Annotated in this window: 19 protein-coding genes; 8 read left to right on the forward strand and 11 right to left on the reverse strand. The window is 43.1% G+C overall.

Going from position 1 to position 19153, the window contains the following annotated elements; all coding sequences use genetic code 11:
* Positions 1-3: 3 nt before the first annotated feature.
* Positions 4-906 carry a LysR substrate-binding domain-containing protein gene (locus AC1DO4_RS11755; RefSeq protein WP_477415943.1) on the forward strand — a complete coding sequence of 301 codons (903 nt, stop codon included), beginning with the start codon at positions 4-6 and terminating at the stop codon, positions 904-906.
* A 117-nt stretch (positions 907-1023) separates the two neighbouring features.
* Here the strand turns inward: AC1DO4_RS11755 and AC1DO4_RS11760 are convergent, their stop codons facing one another.
* The 5 genes from AC1DO4_RS11760 to AC1DO4_RS11780 form a co-directional block, all read right to left on the reverse strand.
* On the reverse strand, positions 1024-3288 hold the full coding sequence (locus AC1DO4_RS11760; protein ID WP_477415945.1) for a Tex family protein: 2265 nt from the start codon (positions 3286-3288) through the stop codon (positions 1024-1026).
* Between the two features lie 140 nt (positions 3289-3428).
* Positions 3429-4241, reverse strand: coding sequence for a hypothetical protein (locus AC1DO4_RS11765; protein ID WP_477415947.1), 813 nt, complete (start codon positions 4239-4241; stop codon positions 3429-3431).
* Between the two features lie 57 nt (positions 4242-4298).
* On the reverse strand, positions 4299-5075 hold the full coding sequence (locus AC1DO4_RS11770) for a GDSL-type esterase/lipase family protein (RefSeq protein ID WP_477415949.1): 777 nt from the start codon (positions 5073-5075) through the stop codon (positions 4299-4301).
* An 11-nt stretch (positions 5076-5086) separates the two neighbouring features.
* Positions 5087-6268, reverse strand: coding sequence for a DmpA family aminopeptidase (locus AC1DO4_RS11775; protein WP_477415951.1), 1182 nt, complete (start codon positions 6266-6268; stop codon positions 5087-5089).
* A gap of 78 nt (positions 6269-6346) precedes the next feature.
* Positions 6347-8467: a prolyl oligopeptidase family serine peptidase gene (locus AC1DO4_RS11780; protein WP_477415953.1), complete on the reverse strand. Its 2121-nt coding sequence runs from the start codon at positions 8465-8467 to the stop codon at positions 6347-6349.
* A 315-nt stretch (positions 8468-8782) separates the two neighbouring features.
* Between AC1DO4_RS11780 and AC1DO4_RS11785 the strand changes: the two genes are divergently transcribed.
* Positions 8783-9538, forward strand: a complete 756-nt coding sequence (locus AC1DO4_RS11785; protein ID WP_477415955.1) for a hypothetical protein — start codon at positions 8783-8785, stop codon at positions 9536-9538.
* A 227-nt stretch (positions 9539-9765) separates the two neighbouring features.
* On the opposite strand, the gene AC1DO4_RS11790 is transcribed toward AC1DO4_RS11785, so the two are convergent.
* Positions 9766-9984 (reverse strand): hypothetical protein, encoded by a 219-nt coding sequence (locus tag AC1DO4_RS11790; protein WP_477415957.1) that lies wholly within the window; start codon positions 9982-9984, stop codon positions 9766-9768.
* A 187-nt stretch (positions 9985-10171) separates the two neighbouring features.
* Between AC1DO4_RS11790 and AC1DO4_RS11795 the strand changes: the two genes are divergently transcribed.
* The 3 genes from AC1DO4_RS11795 to AC1DO4_RS11805 all read left to right on the forward strand — a co-directional run bounded on the left by AC1DO4_RS11795 (position 10172) and on the right by AC1DO4_RS11805 (position 13056).
* Positions 10172-10939, forward strand: coding sequence for a UDP-2,3-diacylglucosamine diphosphatase (locus tag AC1DO4_RS11795; RefSeq protein ID WP_477415959.1), 768 nt, complete (start codon positions 10172-10174; stop codon positions 10937-10939).
* A gap of 198 nt (positions 10940-11137) precedes the next feature.
* The gene (gene prfA / locus AC1DO4_RS11800) at positions 11138-12211 is read left to right on the forward strand and encodes a peptide chain release factor 1 (protein WP_477400731.1); all 1074 of its coding nucleotides are present in this window, start codon (positions 11138-11140) and stop codon (positions 12209-12211) included.
* 149 nt (positions 12212-12360) lie between these two features.
* On the forward strand, positions 12361-13056 hold the full coding sequence (locus AC1DO4_RS11805; protein WP_477415961.1) for a sulfite oxidase-like oxidoreductase: 696 nt from the start codon (positions 12361-12363) through the stop codon (positions 13054-13056).
* A 51-nt stretch (positions 13057-13107) separates the two neighbouring features.
* Here the strand turns inward: AC1DO4_RS11805 and AC1DO4_RS11810 are convergent, their stop codons facing one another.
* From AC1DO4_RS11810 to AC1DO4_RS11825, 4 genes are all read right to left on the reverse strand, one after another.
* Positions 13108-13617, reverse strand: coding sequence for a hypothetical protein (locus tag AC1DO4_RS11810; RefSeq protein WP_477415963.1), 510 nt, complete (start codon positions 13615-13617; stop codon positions 13108-13110).
* A 378-nt stretch (positions 13618-13995) separates the two neighbouring features.
* Positions 13996-14214, reverse strand: coding sequence for a zinc ribbon domain-containing protein YjdM (locus AC1DO4_RS11815; RefSeq protein WP_310504195.1), 219 nt, complete (start codon positions 14212-14214; stop codon positions 13996-13998).
* 111 nt (positions 14215-14325) lie between these two features.
* Complete coding sequence (locus AC1DO4_RS11820; RefSeq protein WP_477415965.1) at positions 14326-15309, reverse strand: pyruvate dehydrogenase complex E1 component subunit beta; 984 nt, start codon at positions 15307-15309, stop codon at positions 14326-14328.
* A gap of 309 nt (positions 15310-15618) precedes the next feature.
* A complete protein-coding gene (locus AC1DO4_RS11825) occupies positions 15619-16173 on the reverse strand; it encodes a hypothetical protein (RefSeq protein ID WP_477415967.1) in 555 nt (184 codons plus the stop codon).
* Between the two features lie 198 nt (positions 16174-16371).
* Between AC1DO4_RS11825 and AC1DO4_RS11830 the strand changes: the two genes are divergently transcribed.
* From AC1DO4_RS11830 to AC1DO4_RS11840, 3 genes are all read left to right on the forward strand, one after another.
* Positions 16372-17301, forward strand: coding sequence for an NAD(P)-dependent oxidoreductase (locus AC1DO4_RS11830; RefSeq protein WP_477415969.1), 930 nt, complete (start codon positions 16372-16374; stop codon positions 17299-17301).
* Positions 17302-17541: 240 nt separating this feature from the next.
* On the forward strand, positions 17542-18015 hold the full coding sequence (gene greA / locus AC1DO4_RS11835) for a transcription elongation factor GreA (RefSeq protein ID WP_477415971.1): 474 nt from the start codon (positions 17542-17544) through the stop codon (positions 18013-18015).
* Between the two features lie 87 nt (positions 18016-18102).
* Positions 18103-18495: an HIT family protein gene (locus tag AC1DO4_RS11840; protein ID WP_477415991.1), complete on the forward strand. Its 393-nt coding sequence runs from the start codon at positions 18103-18105 to the stop codon at positions 18493-18495.
* 73 nt (positions 18496-18568) lie between these two features.
* On the opposite strand, the gene ruvC is transcribed toward AC1DO4_RS11840, so the two are convergent.
* On the reverse strand, positions 18569-19150 hold the full coding sequence (gene ruvC / locus AC1DO4_RS11845) for a crossover junction endodeoxyribonuclease RuvC (protein WP_477415973.1): 582 nt from the start codon (positions 19148-19150) through the stop codon (positions 18569-18571).
* Positions 19151-19153: the final 3 nt, after the last annotated feature.

Raw genomic sequence — 19153 nt, forward strand, 5'->3', positions numbered from 1 at the left:
GGAATGATATCCTTCGCCCACCGTGTTTTTATGGAAGTTGCTGCCAATTTGAGTTTCTCAAAAGCGGCGCAGGTACTGTTTGTAACCCAGCCAGCCATCAGCAAGCACATTAAAGCGCTGGAAGATCAGTATAAAGTACCCTTGTTTGAGCGTAAGGGCAACAGCATCCTGCTCACCGAAGCCGGCAGCAAACTTAACGAATACCTGCAGCAAGCCACCGAGATTGAGCGAAAAATAGAATATGACCTATCGGTATTAAGCAACCTATCGCAGGCTGCCGGGCATTTGCGTTTAGGGGCCAGTACTACTATCGCGCTTTATATATTGCCATCTATACTCTCAGGTTTTCAGCGGGAGTACGCCAATGTGGATGTACAATTGGTTAACCGCAATTCTGAATATATCCTGAACGCCCTGCTTAATCACGAGGTGGATATTGGCATCATCGAAGTAGATAATAAACTCACCACGGTATCCTACAAGCCATTCATGAGCGATGAGGTGATCCCGGTATGCTCGGCTAAAAGTCAGCTCGCGGGCAAATCATTAACCTTAAAACAATTTGTAAAAATACCATTGGCCGTAAGGGAGCGCGGTTCGGGCACGTTGAACGCCGTACTGAAATCGCTATCAGCATTACATATAAAACCGGCGGACCTATCGGTAAAGATCCGCCTCGGCGGCACCGAAGCCCTCAAAAATTTCCTGCTGGCCGATCAGTGTTTAGGCTTTATGCCCCGTCCATCCATCATCCGCCAGCTGGCCGAGGGTGATTTGGTAGAGGTGCCCATTGAAGGCTTAAAGATCACCCGCGATTTCTTCTTCATCCGCCGTAAGGGTACAGAAGATTACGGGTTAACGAGCAATTTTATCAATTTTGCATTGCAGCATATTGAGGCTAAGTGATCGCTATAAGAACCGTGTTTGAGGAACGAAGCAATCGCGAAACTTTGCATATCCGCTCTGTATCGCATGCGATTGCTTCGTGCCTTGTACGGCGCGTGGAGACGGTGAGACCAATCCCTACTTAAATTTATTCTTCAAAGCCGCCAGTTTTATTGCAATATCCGTTTCAGGAGCCTCCTGGGGCCGCTTATTAAATGATGGCTTGTTGACAACCGGCCTTCTATCTTCATTTCTTCTTTCGGATGGATTGCTTTTATCATTTTCTTTCATTGATAGCGCAATACGCTTGCGGTTTACATCAACTTCGGTAACAGTAACCTCTACTTTTTGATGCACCTTCAGCACTTCATTGGGATCTTTAATAAAGCGGTTGGTGATCTGGCTTAAATGTACAAGGCCATCCTGGTGTACGCCGATATCAACAAAAGCACCAAAATTGGTAATGTTGGTTACTATGCCAGGGAGCTTCATTCCCACTTTCAGATCGCCAATAGCGTTTACGCCGTCGGTAAAACTGAAAGCCTCAAACTGCTCACGCGGGTCGCGGCCCGGTTTGGCAAGTTCGGCCATGATATCATTCAGCGTAGGCAAACCAACCGTTTCTGATGTGTATTTCTGCAATGGGATACTCCTACGGATAGCGGCATCGCCCATCAGGTCCTTCACCGTACATTTCATGTCTTTGGCTATTTGCTCCAATAAGCTGTAACGCTCCGGGTGTACCGCGCTGGAATCGAGCGGATTTTCAGCATGATGGATTCTTAAGAAACCCGCTGCCTGCTCAAAAGCTTTTTCGCCCAGGCGGGGAACTTTTTTAAGCTGATCACGGCGTTTAAAAGCACCGTTCTGATCGCGGTACTCCACAATATTTTGCGCTAATTGCGGCCCAAGGCCCGATACATAAGCCAGTATCTGTTTAGATGCTGTGTTCAACTCCACACCTACAGCATTTACGCAACTCATCACAGTATCATCTAATGATGTTTGCAATTTATTCTGATCCACATCGTGCTGGTACTGACCTACACCGATTGACTTCGGGTCGATTTTTACCAACTCGGCCAATGGATCCATCAACCTTCTGCCGATAGAAACCGCACCTCTCACTGTTATATCTTTATCTGGAAACTCCTCCCTTGCCACATCAGATGCAGAATAAATAGAAGCCCCGCTTTCGTTCACCATAACTATGGCTACTCCTGGCAGGTTAAGGTTGCGCACAAACAACTCCGTTTCGCGGCCTGCGGTGCCATTGCCTATGGCAATAGCTTCGATATTATATTTTTCGAACAAGTGTTGTACTGTTTTCTCAGCCTCTCTTGCCTGGCCTGCACCCGTATGCGGATAGATGGCCGTATTCTCCAACAGTTTACCCTGTTCATCCAAACAAACCAGCTTGCAGCCTGTACGAAAGCCGGGATCAATGGCCATTACGCGTTTTTGACCAAGCGGCGCACCTAACAAAAGCTGGCGGGCGTTTTCGGCAAAAACACGGATAGCCTCTTCATCTGCTTTCTTTTTGGTAAGCAGGCGCACCTCTGTTTCCATAGATGGTTTCAGCAGGCGCTTATAGCCATCAGCAATGGCTTGTTTTACCTGGTCGGCAGATGGATTGCTGGCTTTAACAAAGCTATCTTCCAGTGCAGCAATAGCCTCCTCTTCGGCGGGTTTAATATCCAGCCAAAGGATCTCCTCTTTTTCGCCGCGGCGCATAGCCAGGATACGATGTGATGGAGCCGACTTTACAGGCTCGGTCCAATCAAAATAGTCTTTATATTTAATCCCCTCCTGCTCTTTACCGTCGATAACTTTTGATTGAAATGTTCCTTTCTCCACAAACAATTCACGGATGCGGGTACGTACTTCTGCATTTTCGCTTACTGTTTCGGCAATAATATCCCTTGCACCAGCCAATGCCTCCTCTATACTGTTTACGCCTTTTTCGGCATCAATAAATACAGCGGCTTCGGTTTGCAAATCAGCTTTGCGTTGCTCCAGCAGCAGATCGGCCAATGGCTGAAGGCCTTTTTCGCGGGCAGTGGTAGCACGGGTTTTACGTTTTGGGCGATAAGGCAGGTAAATATCCTCCAGCGTAACCATGGTTTCGGCTTCATTGATCTGCTTTTCCAATTCTGGAGTTAATTTGCCCATATCGGTAAGCGATTTCAGGATGGCCTCACGGCGTTTATCCAGGTCGCGCAGTTGTTGTGCCCTGTCGCGGATCTCGGCAACCTGCACTTCATCAAGCGTGCCGGTAACCTCTTTGCGGTAACGGGAAATAAACGGAACGGTTGCGCCTTCATCAAGCAAAGCAAGGGTTGCGCTTACCTGTTTCTCTGAAATAGAAAGCTCTGCAGCTATTTTTTTAGAATGAGATATCATACATCAAATTTCGGACTGCGAAGTTGAGAAGAATACCTTTACAATTCAAAAAAAGATTGTTAACAATTGCGAGGGGGGATACGAGGTGAAGGGCTAAAGTCGAAAGGTAAAAGGTAGCTGTGTGTGTGGCGGTCTTTAAATTATTTACCCGACACCAATAGATTAGAAGCAGCATTTACGCTGCATCTTTGATATTTTACATAAGCCGCCACAGCCCGGCTCCTGATTTTTTGATGTGATTCATTTTGAATATAACCGGTAATGGCATCATGTAAAGTATAAGCCTCGGGACACATGAGGCCGGTAGTCCAAACCAATGGATAAGCCTTAGCCTGATCAATAAAACTGCCAAAATATTTTTTACTAATACATGCCAGTATAATACAATCTCTTGTTTTACCGTCGACATTTTTGAAATTATTGGGCAGCTTAAAATTCATCAACCCATCATGGCCTATATAGGCCAATAGCTGTGCATTACCGCCAATACCTATAACCTGTTTATTATAATGCACAGTATCCTTTAACTGCCCGGCACAGCAGTATAAAAAATCTTCGGTAGTTTTTTCAATAGCCCGGCCATCCCAGGCATCGGCAACAAGGTAAACTTTTTGAGAACGATGTCGAAAGATCAGTCGCTCCATTATCATTTTTCCGGTCTTTTGACTTTTTACCAATTGCCACTCTTTACTTTTTTTAAAGTAAGTACGTACGCCATTATCGCAGCCCCAATACAAATTAGTCTCCGGATCCTGTCCGTTTCCAATTTTAGGAGGTACCGGAACAATACCCTGGTATTTATTATCACATAAAGCAACAAACACATGAATAACTTTAATTGACGGATCTGTATAAGCAATATTTTTAAGCTGTGATTTTGAAATCTTAATACTATCAGCTCCGGCTTGTTTTGATGGTGCAGATTGACAGGCTGTAAGTATTAAACAGGCCATAATAGCATAAATGCAACAGTGCTTAAAATAATTCATGCTATTTAATTAAACCCATTATTAAAAATTATCCTTCACCACCCTATTGATCGCCTTGCCCCAAAACTCGCCTAAAGCAATTGCACCTTGTTTATTAGGATGCAGGTAAAATATTCCCTGTTTTCCATTTTCCGGGATCAGATCTGTTAAGTGATGTTTCCTGAAATATTTAAAGGCCTTTTTATCGCCAACAAAAACATGTTTAGGGTTTGTAGTTGAGTAGCTTGCTGCCAGGCTATCAATTTTAGGGATATAACTTTGCAGCCGGGTTAAACCTTCCTGCAAATACTTCGCACCGTTTTGAGTATTAGGACTATACCATATGGGGTGCTGCAATATGATAATGGCTTTTGGAAAATCAGCCAGCAGTTTATCAATAATGGTTTTTACATTCTGGATATAATTTTCGGGCGATACCGGTGCGCCGCGTGGGCCTTGTATCGCGCTGTCGTTAGTACCCAGTTTAACCGAAAAGATCAGTAATGCCTCTTTGTCTGTAAAAGCATTGGCTGCTGTTTCAACTTTGGTAAATGTATCGCCTGCACCGGGCAAAAAGTTGAGTGTGGTATAACCGCTGTGGCCCTGGTTACTAAACTCAACTGTTCCCAAATTTTCTTGTTTACGTAAATAAGCAACGGCGGTAGCCGGAGGTGCATCGGTTGCAGCATTGGGCAATTGTACGCCTTGTGTTATACTGTTGCCGATAAAAACAATATTGAGGTTTGGCTTTCCATCCTGGGCAAAAGAGGATAAAATACTGAATAACAGTATTGTAGCAGATAAAAAATATTGTTTCATATAGCCTCTTGTTACTTCACCACATTATATTTTTTTAATACCCTTATTACGGCATCGTGCGGCAGGCCGTAAGCCTTGTTACCGTTAATACCCTCCATGGTATCTGCGGCAACCATAGCGTTGATAATAGCCTCTTCAACAGATTGCACGGTTGCCTCATACAGGGGGTTCATCTGGTCGTTAGCCAACATTTCGGCCTGGGTATTGTCTTTCCTGCTAAAAACTGCAGGGTTAGCCGTGGAGAACGCCAGAAATATATCTCCCGAACCGTTTTCGCCACGCCCGCCAACTTTTCCAACCCCTAAAGCAACCCGTTCGGACAGTCTTTTTAACTGGTGGGGCAACAGGGGTGCGTCTGTAGCCAATATCACAATGATGCTTCCATCGCCCTCCTGGTGTTTGGATTGCGGAGCTGCCTTTATCTCGTAATTAAGCGTGTCTTTCAATTCACGCCCTACGGGTGCACCTGCAATGGTCAGGTTCTTTTTCCGGCCAAAGTTTGACTGCACCAGTACGCCCAAAGTATAGGATTTGCCGTTAATATTGATCACTCTTGATGCTGTACCGGTGCCACCTTTAAACCCCAGGCACATCATGCCAGTACCACCGCCAATATTGCCTTCTTTTACCGGCCCACCAGTGGCGTTGTTGAGCGCTTCAAAGGCATTACTTTCCTTTACCTGGAAACCATAAATATCATTTAACCCGCCATCGTAGGTTTCGGCTACTACAGGGTAGGTGTACCAATATTGTTCATTGCCATACCAGTTTTTATCAACAAACCATTTCAATACAGCATCACGCACCACACCCACACTATTGGTGTTAGTAATCATCACCGGTGTTTCCAGGAAGCCCGATTCGGTTAGCCAGGTAGTTCCGGTCATTTCGCCGTTGCCGTTAAGGGTATACCAGTTGGCAAACACCGGGCGATGGTTTACTTTCCCGTTAGGAAAAATAGCAGTTACACCGGTACGCACCGGCCCCTTGCCAATAACGTTTTTCCCCGAACCCGAAATAATAGTGCTGTAACCTACCTCCACCCCGGCCACATCGGTAATGGCATTGTTTTTACCGGGTGTGCCTTCAAAAGGGATCCCGATATCGCGCGCCCTGGGTTTTTGGGCGAAAGAACCAATGGCCATAAAAGTTAATATTATTGCAGCAAAGTAACGGGAATAGCGGCTTGCCATAATTATCGATTTAGTTTGATAAATATGCGATAAATTTCGACATATCAGGCCCTTAATTCTAAAATTCAAGTACACTACTCACCACTTCACGCCCATATTCCAAAACATAAAGGCCCATTTATCAACCTGGCCGCTTATAACCTGTGCGGTTGACTGGCCTGCGCCGTGCCCGGCATTTGTTTCAATCCGGATAAGCACGGGCTCGGCCCCTTTCTGGTATTCCTGCATACGCGAACCAAATTTAAAAGAGTGGGCAGGCACTACCCGGTCGTCATGATCGGCAGTGGTAACCATTGTTGCAGGGTATTCCCGTGGCTGTAACGCATGGTATGGCGAATACTTATACAGGTATTCAAACATTTCTTTTGAATCTTCCGCTGTTCCGTAATCATAACTCCAGCCGGCACCGGCTGTAAACTTGTTATAACGCAGCATATCCAAAACGCCCACAGCTGGGAAAGCTACCTTAAACAAATCGGGCCGCTGTGTAAGCATAGCGCCAATAAGCAATCCCCCGTTTGAGCCACCAGAAATAGCCAAACGCTCTTTTGAAGTGTATTTGTTTTTGATTAGATATTCGGCAGCGGCAATAAAATCATCAAACACGTTTTGTTTTTTCATTTTAATCCCCTTGCGGTGCCAGGTTTCGCCATACTCGCCGCCGCCACGCAAGTTGGGTACAGCATAGATACCGCCATGCTCCAGCAGGATAATATTTGATGTACTGAATGCCGGGGTTAGGCTTACACCAAAACCTCCATAAGCATATAGTAATGTAGGGCTTTCGCCATTAAGTACTGTGCCCTTTTTGTAGGTAATGATCATCGGGATCTTTGTTTTATCCTTCGATGTATAAAACACCTGTCTGGATTCGTACAGTTCAGGATCAAACTTTACCCCCGATTTTTTGTAGACGGTTGATTGCCCGCTTGCGATATCAAGCTTAAAAATTGTTGGCGGGTACACGTAGCTGGTAAACGTGTAATAGGTTTCTTTTTCTTCCTTTTTAGCTCCAAAACCCGCCGCAGTACCTACTGATGGCAGGGTGATAGTACGCTCCAGCTTTCCGTCCATATCATATTGCTGTACAAGTGAAGTGGCATCTTTTAAATATTCGGCGAAGATTTTTCCACCCGCCGTACTGGCGCTTAATACATTCTTTGTTTCGGGGATAAGGTTTTTCCAGTGGGTAATGGTAGGGGTCTCCGCATCCACCGTAACAATTTTAAAGTTTGGCGAATAAATATTAGTGATGATGTACAACTTGCCGCCCACATTATCCAATACCGAATGCTGGTTATCAAAATTATCAACCACGTTCACAATCTGGCTGCCCGGTTTGCTCAAATCCTGAATGTAAAGCTCATTCCCGGTGGTTGATGTAGCCGCACTGATCACCAAAAAGCGTTCATCCTCGGTAAGGTAAGCACCTATATACCTCCGGGGTGTTTTATCGCCGCCAAAAATGAGTTTATCGGTGCTCTGCGGTGTACCCAGTTTATGATAGTACAATTTATGATATTGTGTAAGCCCCGATAGCTGGCTGCCTGCCTTGGGTTTATCATAACTGCTGTAATAAAAACCATCAGTACCTCTCCAGGCAAGGCCGCTGAATTTTACGTCGACAAGCGTATCGCCCACCATACTTTTATCACTTGTTTTTACCACAATCACCTTGCGCCAGTCTGATCCCCCTTCCGAGACCTGGTAGGCGGCCAGGTCGCCGTTTTTTGTAAAGTCTATCCCCTGTAATGATGTTGTGCCATCGGCCGAGAATTTGTTGGGATCCAAAAATATTTCGGGGGTGCTGTTATCACCCAGCTGGCGGTATAATACAGATTGACTTTGAAGCCCGTCATTCTTATAAAAGTAGGTGTATTTACCTTCTTTAAACGGGGCGCTGTACTTTTCGTAGTTCCATAGCAGCTCCAGGCGTTTGCGCATTTCTTCGCGATAAGGGATCTGTTGCAGGTAGCCTTGGGTAACTTTATTTTCTTCTTTTACCCATGCTTTAGTATCGCCAGCCTGGTCGTTTTCCAGCCAGCGATAGGGGTCGGGCACCTGGGTGCCAAAATAAGTATCAATGGTATCAACCTTTTTTGTTTGGGGGTATAACAGTGCTTTAATATTCATTTGTTGTGCGTAGGTATAGCTGCAAAATAAAACAGCTAATGCAAATAAACAGGTTGTTTTTTTCATCGGGATTTAAATTACAGGGAACTAAAGATAGGGATTTGAGCCAAATGCCAGCAAATGATTAAGTCAATAAAGGTTAAAAGTTGTTAATTTTGCCCATTTCTGCCATTTAATTGAGCGGGGCAAGCTATATTAGCAGCCGTAATTAAAATGAGGCATCTGCTGATGCTTTTGCCGGTTGGCATGTATAATTATTTATTGGCGACTGGTTTTTTATTATCAGTACGGGTAATGATAATAATGCATTTTTTTACACGTTTGCTAAACCAAATAACAAGGGCAAAAGCAAACCTTATTTATTATTAGGACTATTAAAACATGAAACAAACTTTTACACTTTTTGCTGCAGCTTTTTGTATGCTGATAGCGCTTAACTCAAAAGCCCAGGATATTAAAGAGGATGATGATGTGGCTCCCGAAAAATCTAAAAGCTATATAAGTTTAGGTGCAGGTTTGTCGAAACCATTTGGTGCATTTAAAGTAGCTGACTATAGCAATCCGAAAGCTGGTTTTGCAAAAAAAGGTATAGTTTATTCTATAGACGGTGCTCATTACTTTTTTAAGCGTGTAGCTTTAGGCTACACCGTAAGCTACCAGGACCAGGGAAACTTAACTTATGATGATGATGCAAAACTTTCACAAGGATACACAGACGATTATATAGCCGATGGCTCGATAGTTACTGCCAACAAACGCTACAGAAGCCTTAACGTTTTATTGGGGCCACAATACACTTTGGTATGGCATGCTTTTTCCTTTGATTTCAGGGCATCGGCCGGGGCAATAAAAAGCTTTGCAACACCACAGGTAGCGGTACAGATACAAGGAGTAGATGCTCAAACCGGAGAGTTTATTCAGCAAAGTTCAAATAAATTCGCATTTGCTTATGGTGGTAGTGCAGCCATCCGCTTAAACACCGGCGCTGGCTGGGGTTTATTTTTAAAGGGAAATTACATTAACTCAACCGGACCAAAAATCACTTACACCGGCCGTACACTTGTACGTGGCCGCACGGTTGCTAAACAGCCAATCACCGAGGGCCAAATGTTGTTTGGCTTGTACAAAGAATTTTAATTGAAACACTAATTGCACGAATTTTGCGAATTACAAAATGATTAGATTGGATCTATCCCATTTAAGAATTCGTGAAATTCGATCAATTGTCGCCCGCTTTCAAGTATTCGAGCCTCTTATTAAAATTCGTGAAATTCGATTCAATTGTAGCCCGCCTGCAAGTATTCGTGCCCTATTAAAATTCGTGAAATTCGATTCAATTATAGCCAGCCTGCAAGCATTCGTGTTTATTGATTTTTATCCGGAGCCGGGGCTATATCGTCATCAAGATTTAAAGTAAAAGCGGCCTCCGAGGCCCGGGTTGCGGCATCAATACCGGCAGTATCGGCAATATCCTTGTCCAGGCGTTCATTACCTGTATCCTTGCCTTCATTCTGTTCATATTCATTACCGGGATCTTTTTCATCCTGGCTATCATCAAGATTTGGATTTTCGGGAAGTGGCATAATTTCTATTGTTTAATATATGATTTATAACCCTGAAGATAGCCCGTTGTTTGCTTGTATCCCCAAATAATCTGTGCAGATGAGGTATATTTTCAGTTGTATGTTTTAATATTTTCCCCTTTCCCCCTTCGCCGGTTGGGCTGAGGTTGATTTTTTCCTTTCATCGTTTAAGTGTATTTTTGCAGGTATGCCAACCCGTAACAAACTTTATTTTGCTTCTGATTTTCATTTAGGTACCGGCGGGTACGCTGCCAGCCGCGAACGCGAAGACAGGATAGTACGCTGGCTGGATACCATAAAAGCCGATGCCGCCGAACTGTTTTTAATGGGCGATGTATTTGATTTTTGGTTTGAATATAAAACTGTAGTACCCAAAGGATACATCCGTTTTTTGGGCAAACTGGCCGAACTTACCGACGCCGGCGTAAAGCTTTATTTTTTTAAGGGCAACCACGATATGTGGATGTTTGATTATTTTAAAAACGAGCTTGGTGCAACCATCATCAGTGATGAATTAGTTATTGAACGTAATGGGAAAAAGCTTTTTCTTCATCATGGCGATGGACTTGGACCAGGCGACCGGTTTTACAAGGTTTTAAAAAACTTTTTCCGCAGCGGTTTTTGTCAATGGCTATTTGCCAGGGTGCATCCTAATTTAGGTGTTGGCATAGCCAATTATTGGTCAACCCATAGCCGCATAAGCAATCAGAAAAAAGAAAACCCTAAACCCGGAGAACAGGAATGGCTGGTTAGCTTTTGCCGGGAGGAATTGAAGGCGAACTATTACGACTATCTTATTTTCGGCCACCGCCATTTACCGCTGGATATACAGCTTACACCCCAAACCCGGTACATTAATCTGGGCGAATGGGTGAACTACTACACCTACGCCGTGTTTGATGGCAATGAGCTTAAGCTGGAATATTTTGAAAAGCAAACGGTTAATAGTCAATAAAAGTTTTTGACAATCGACTATAATCGACCGACTTACTATTTCAGCAGAACTTACAATCCCCTGAAAAAATATATGCACTAAAATGCGTATTTTTGTGCGTTTTTTGAAGCAAGCCTATAAACCGACCGAAACGTGACGCATTTCTTAGCCGGACCATCACCCAGGATAGCTGCTTCGATTAGCTATTGAAAACAAATTATGTTAGAGAAATTAGAACTGATATATCAACGCTGGAAAAACGTTGAAGGTGAATTGAGCAATCCTGAAGTTATGCAGGACATGAAGCGCTATGCCCAGCTGAATAAAGAATATAAAGACCTGGCCAAGATTGTTGATGAGTACAACATTTATCGCAACATCATGAGCAATATTGACAGCAACAAAGAAATTCTGGCTACCGAAAAGGATGAAGAATTTCGTGAAATGGCAAAATCTGAACTTGACGAGCTGCTAACCCAGCAGGAGGAAAAAGAAGAGCAGATCCGCTTGATGCTGATCCCCAAAGATCCGGAGGATTCTAAAAATGCCCTTGTGGAGATCCGTGGCGGAACAGGTGGTGATGAAGCAGCTTTGTTTGCCGGCGATCTTTACCGCATGTACATGCGCTATTGCGAAAAGCGTGGCTGGAAAACCGAACTGGTTGATTATACCGAAGGTACAAGTGGTGGCTACAAAGAAATTGTATTCAACGTAAACGCCGAGGATGCTTATGGTACTTTAAAATATGAATCGGGCGTGCACCGCGTACAGCGCGTGCCGGATACCGAAACGCAGGGCCGTGTGCATACTTCTGCCGCATCTGTTGTGGTATTGCCCGAGGTTGATGAGTTTGATATTGATTTGCAGGTGAGCGATATCCGTAAGGATCTTTTCTGCGCCTCGGGCCCGGGCGGACAATCGGTGAATACCACCTATTCGGCCGTGAGGTTAACTCACATCCCTACGGGCATTGTGGCACAATGCCAGGATCAAAAATCGCAGTTAAAAAATTACGATAAAGCCCTGCAGGTATTACGTTCAAGGGTTTACGAAATGGAGCTGCAAAAGCACCTCGAAGAAACATCAAAAAAACGTAAAACCATGGTTTCCACCGGTGACAGATCGGCCAAGGTACGTACTTATAATTATCCCCAGGGCCGCTTAACCGAGCACCGTATAGGGTTAACCATATACAACCTGCCCGGCGTATTAAACGGCGATCTGCAGGAAATAATGGAAGCATTACAATTTGCAGAGAATGCAGAAAAGCTTAAAGAAGGAACTGTTGTTTAAGCAAAAGGTTTAAAGCTAAAAACAGAAAGCTTTTTTCCAAAAATTTATATCAAAGGCTTTGAGCATTATGCTTAAAGCCTTTGCTTTTACCCAAAAAAAGCTTTCTGCCTTCAGCTTTGTGCTTTAAGCTTTTTTGTACCTTTAATACCATGGAAGAATCTGAAAAACTTGATCGTATTATCGAGGCCCGGATGAAACTTAAGGCCCGGTTTGAGGAAAAGATGAAGCTTACGCCTTCTGTTGCTGATGAGACACCACGCGGATCGGGCAAGATAAACAGGCATGGCATGCCGGTTGTTCCAATTGGGCAAACCATCACAACAAAATGGCCCGTGCTTGATCTGGGTTATCAACCCAATATACCTACCGATCGCTGGCGGCTCACTATAGATGGCGCCGTTGAAAACCCGGTAAAGCTCTCCTGGAAACAGTTTATGAATTTGCCGCAAACCAAAGACACATCAGATTTTCATTGTGTTACTACATGGTCAAAACTGGATATGCCATGGAAGGGAGTGAGCCTGCTTGACCTTGCCGCATTGGTGCATCCTCATGAAAATGCTACCCACATCATGTGCTATGGATATGATACCTACACCACCAATATTTCGCTTGAGGAAGCCTTAAAACCCGATGTGTTATTGGTGCATACTTTTGAAGGGCAACCTTTACCAATTGAGCATGGCGGACCAGTACGTATGATAACCCCGCAGCTATATGCCTGGAAAGGCTCCAAATGGATAAAGCGCATTGAGTTTTTAACCGAAAACCAATTAGGCTTTTGGGAAGACCGAGGTTACTCAAACACTGCCTACCCCTGGCGTAACGACAGATATAGCGATTAGCTGAAAGCTTAGGGTTAAAAGCCCTAAGCTTCGTCAAAAGGCCTTTAGCCTTTATGGCTTCCCGGTTATTTTTGCAGATTGCTCAAGTTCGCTTGCCACCGCATCATCAAAATACAGGCGGAATATTACCCAGTCATTTTTAGGTTTGTAAAACATAAATGTAAACCTTAGCGGCTGTGTTTGGTGTTTTACAAGGTAGCTGTAAAGTACAAAACTGTTTGATGCCTTACGCTGCGCAATTAAATCTTTACCAAGATAAGGCCCCATTACACTGCGCGTGGTATCTATTTTAGTTATCAATTTTATCAGGCTGTTGGTATCAATAAGCGGGTTGGTTTTAAAAATATCCAACATCGCTTTTGTGGTGCTTTCCTTATCATAGCTTTTAAAAAATCTATCTATCAGGATAACCGGTGTAATAATCCCTGCTGCCGGTGCTTTAACTGCGGTTTCAGCCTTTACTACTGGTGGTGTGGTTTGGGCAAAGGCGCTACCGTAAATAGCTGATGTTAATAAGATGAAAGAAAAGGGCTTTAAGCCTTTTAAAAGGAGATTTCGCATGCTCATGGTGTTTGTGTGCCTAAAATAGGGAAATTATGCAAGATGGCGTATATCATCCAATCTAAAAATACGGTTCCTGATGTTAAACCCGTTAAAATTTACAAAGATTATTTTGACGATTAATGATGTGCGATTTACTTTGCTATCCGTTGCTTTGTCAAAAACACAGAAGCTGCCACTATCAAAACTAAAAACAATACTGATGATATAGAAGCCGCTACTATGCCAACAGTATTATGCGTAGTAATACTAATACTGTTGAAATTTATGCTCAGCATCACTAAAAAAAGAGGCAGGTAAATAGCTATTAATGCCCGCCGCTGTTTTGTGATGATCTAAATTATTGATATTTAGATTAAAAATCAAATAGCATAGCGGCTATCTTTTTTTCAAAAATTCGGTTTTTAGTACAATGCTCATGCCGTCAATTTTGCAATCCACTTCTTTATCATCATCGGTAAGGCGAATCTTTTTTACCAGTGTGCCTTGTTTGAGGGTGACACCGCCACCTTTAACTTTTAAGCTTTTAATCAGCGTTACCGAATCGCCATCATTAAGAATGTTGCCGTTGCTATCTTTTACGTTTGATGTTTCCATTGTAGGTTATATAAAAATAAAGAGCCCGGTACTTAATACAGGGCTCTTTGCATATTTAAATTTAAAGGCGACAAGAAATCCTGTCAATCCTAAAACCGTGTAATCGTGTTATTATTTAGTAACGTACATTACCTCTTTAACTGCTTTAATAACCCTTTCCGGATTTGGCAGGTATTCCTGTATTAAAGTTGGCGCATAAGGCAATGGCACATCGCCACCCATAATACGCAGAATAGGCGCATCAAGATAATCAAAGGCGTCTTTTTGTACTTTAAAAGCAACTTCGGTAGCTATCGAACCTAAAGGCCAGCTTTCCTCAATAATCACTAAACGGTTTGTTTTTCTAACCGAATTGATAACAGTTGCATAATCAATAGGGCGTACAGTGCGTAAGTCGATCACTTCGGCATTGATACCTTCTTTTGCCAGTTCGGCAGCAGCGGCAATAACTACTTTCATGATCTTACCAAAACCTACCAACGTTACATCAGTGCCTTCGGTTACTACTTTAGCTTTACCTATTTCAATATAGTAGGTTTCTTCAGGCACTTCGCCTTTATCGCCGTACATTAATTCTGATTCCATGAAGATAACCGGATCAGGATCAAGTATCGCTGATTTTAATAAGCCTTTTGCATCGTATGGGTTTGATGGAACTATCACTTTTAAACCAGGGCAGTTGGCATACCAGTTCTCGAAACACTGGCTGTGCTGTGAGCTAAGCATACCTGCGTTACCGGTTGGGCCGCGAAAAACGATTGGCACAGAAAACTGGCCACCGCTCATCGACATGATCTTGGCCGCGCCGTTGATGATCTGATCGATAGCTACTAACGAAAAGTTAAAAGTCATGAACTCGATGATAGGGCGCAATCCATTCATAGCCGAGCCTATGCCTATACCGGCAAAGCCTAATTCAGAGATGGGCGTATCAATAACGCGTTTTGCACCAAATTCATCCAGCATACCCTGGCTTACTTTATAGGCTCCGTTGTATTCAGCAACTTCTTCACCCATCAGGTATATCTTATCGTCGCTGCGCATTTCTTCGACCATGGCCTCTCTTAGCGCTTCTCTGAATTGTATTTCTCTCATTATATTATATAAAATGACGTTTTTTGCGACCGCAAATATAAACACTAATGTGTGAAATGCAATTACAGCCCATGTACTTTACATTTTTAACGCATATATTTTACAAAATGTAGTTGCATTGGTAGCTTAAACCCCGTCACAATGAAATTCCCGTCAATAAAAACAATTGCCAATGTTTTTTATCTACCTTAAAACGTTATCCTTTTGAGCTGATATTTGCTTTGATTGGCACAATAGCCGGCACAGTTGAAGTTGAACTGCGCCACGGAAGCTTCCGGCATGTATCTAAATAAAACAGATGCCGAAACCTTAACTCAACTGTATAACCAGTGGTTCACCTTGCATTTCTTTAACCGATTTGGCCATCCGTTTAATAAACAGGTAATTGGTGGTGCCGCCAATTACAGCACCTACCACAGGCACTAACCTTTCGGCGGTGCGTACACCTAAATTCAGGATTATCTTTTCGGCAATGCCCTCCATCATGGTTTTGGTTAGGGCTACGCCTGTTTCTACCTTAAATGAAATAGCAACCAATTTCATAAACTCTTCAAAGCCCATCTGGTAACTGCCCCTGTTATAGTACATAATAGCCATAGTAACCCTGAATTGCTGGGTTATCAAGTTCAGCACATCAACGGGCATGCCTATTACCATGGTTAAAACACCGCCGCTGCCGGATATAGCGCCTGTACCGGCCGCCATGATGGCACATTGGTTAATAAATTTATCTAAACCAAGCTTATCAACGCCGTTTTTGATCTTGAATTGATCTATATGATCAAATACTTGTTTAAATCCATCGTGCGAGAGCTGTTCAGAGTAGCGTCTTATATCGGTGCCTGCTTTTTTTAATGATACCATTGGATTATTGAGTTAAATGTAACGGGTATAAATCCTTATAAACTTATCCATGCTATTCCCGTGCCAGTTTATTTGGTTGTCAAATGTGGCAGGTTATTAGTCGGTATTATGTAATTAAGTTATAGGTATAAACAGGTAATTACATAACTATCATGGCTGTTTCGTAAATTTGTGCTTCATAAAAAATTTTAAGTTCAGTTGAAAAATAACATTCTTATTGTTGATGATGTACACCCCATTTTTATGGAGCAGGCCGAAGCCAGGGGATACCAATGCGATTACAGGCCCACAATAAAAACCGAAGAAGCTTTGCAGATCATTGGCAATTACGCCGGGTTGGTTATCCGCTCCAAATTTTTGGTTGATAAAAAAGTAATTGATGCAGCCACCAGCCTGCGTTTTGTTTGCCGGGCAGGTGCCGGCATGGATAATATCGACGAAGCTTATGCCATAGAGAAAGGCGTTACCCTTATAAATGCGCCCGAAGGCAACTCTGATGCTGTAGGTGAGCATGCCATAGGCTTATTACTTTCCCTGATGAACAACCTTAACCGGGGCAACGCCGAGATCAGGGCGGGCAAATGGGATCGTGAAGGGAACCGGGGTTATGAGCTAAAAGGTAAAACGGTGGGTATTATAGGCTATGGCCATATGGGGCGTAGCTTTGCCCGTAAATTAGCCGGTTTCCAGGTTGACGTAATTGCTTATGATAAATACAAAACCGACTTTAGCGACAAATATGTCCGTGAGGTAAGCATGGAACAAATAGTTAAAAATAGCGATGTGCTTAGCCTGCATATTCCCCTCACACCAGAAACCAACGGACTGGTGGATGACGAATACCTGTTCCATTTTAAAAAGCCCATATTTTTCATTAATACCTCCCGGGGTAAAACGGCCAAAGTAAGCGCTGTGCTGAATGCCATTAAACAAGGCAAAATTTTAGGCGCCGGACTGGATGTACTGGAAGTGGAAAAATTCCCTGCCCTTACCGAACAAGCCTGGTTTGAGGAACTGCGACAAAGTGATAAGGTTATACTTAGCCCTCACGTTGCCGGCTGGACGTTTGACTCGTACCGAAAGATTAGTGAAGTAATGGCCGAGAAGCTGATTAATTTGATTGATTGAAAAATAAATAAGTGCCTGCAGCTTAACCAATCTAATTCAATCAACCATTCACTGCTCTCCATCAAAAAAATTTGGATATTAAAACTTAAATCACTTATCTTCGTTAAATACACAAACAAGACTATGTAGGCATGCCCATATAGTCTTGTTTGTTTTTATAGTCATTGCGTCCTTCTTAAAAAAGGGAGGGCGGTTTTTTTTGGATAACCATTAGGATAAACAATAATTAATTTACGTGTTATGGCAGAGGTATCATACTTTACCAAAGAAGGTTTAGAGAAATTAAAAGAAGAATTACAAAAGTTAAAAACAACCGGACGGTCGGACATATCAAAGGCTATTGCCGAAGCCCGCGATAAAGGCGACTTATCAGAAAACGCGGAATACGATGCTGCAAAAGAAGCCCAGGGGCTTCACGAGGCTAAAATATCCCAGATGCAGGAAACACTGGCAAATGCCCGTTTATTGGATGAATCTAAACTGGATTTATCAAAGGTGCTTGCCTTATCGATAGTAAAAATAAAGAACCTGAAAAACGGCGCCACTATGAGCTACCAGCTGGTAGCAGAAAGCGAAGCCGATATGAAAACAGGTAAAATATCTGTAGCATCGCCTATTGCAAAAGGCTTGCTGGGCAAAAGAGTAGGCGAAAAAATTGAGATCACGGTACCGGCCGGAAAAATTGAATTTGAGATCCTGGAAGTGTCCAGGTAGTTTTAATTTACGAATTTGAAGATTTGATAATTTGAAAATGGTTGAAAAGCTATTAATTCTCAAATTTTCAAACTGTTTAATCAATAGATAATGACCATCTTTTCAAAAATTCTCGCAGGCGAGATTCCGGCACACGTTGTGGCCGAGAGTAATGAGTTTCTGGCTTTTTTAGATATTAGTCCGCTGGCCGAAGGGCATGTGCTGGTGATCCCTAAAAAAGAGGTCGACTATATTTTCGACCTGGATGATGAAACCTATACTGGCCTGCAAATCTTCGCTAAGATAGTGGCAACAGCTATTAAAAAAGCCATTCCCTGCAAAAAGGTTGGTGTAGCGGTTATTGGCCTTGAGGTGCCCCATGCCCATATCCACCTTATCCCTATGAACCAGGTGAATGATCTTAACTTCGCCCGCCCTAAATTGAGCTTTACCAACGAGGAGCTAAGCGCTACCAAGGATAAGATAAAAGCAGCATTTTAAATTTGAGAATTTGAAGATTTGAAAATTGATTGATTCATTTTCAAATCTTCAAATAAACACATTTTCACATTCCCTAAACTACCCTCTTCGCGTTATCTTTCACAAATGTATCCCACCCGGAATATGATTTTTTACTGCCCGGGCCGGACCTACTCCCGGTGGTCATCCTCTGAAAAGAGTGACATACAGCAACAGCCAGGCCATCGGTAGCATCTAAAAAGTCGGGCGTTTCTTTAAAGGTGAGTAAGTTTTGCAGCATGGCGGCTACCTGCTCTTTGGTGGCATTGCCATTACCGGTTATTGATTGCTTTATTTTACGGGGAGCATATTCTGTAATATCCAGATTGCGTGATAGCGCAGCAGCTATAGCCACCCCCTGCGCCCTACCCAGTTTAAGCATTACCTGGATATTTTTGCCATAAAAGGGCGCCTCAATAGCCAGGCAATCTGGGTGGTAGTTATCAATAAGGGCAACGGTTTTTTCAAAAATGCGCTGCAGCTTCAGCATATGGTCGTCCAGCTTCTCCATTTTTACAACACCAAGGGCAATAAGTTCTATTTTAGGACCRGTTTCCTTAACCAATCCGTATCCCATAACTGCTGTACCGGGGTCGATGCCTAAAATTATCCTCTCTTTTGTGTTAGCCTGTTGCATACC

This window comes from Mucilaginibacter sp. P5_A6, assembly GCF_056400585.1.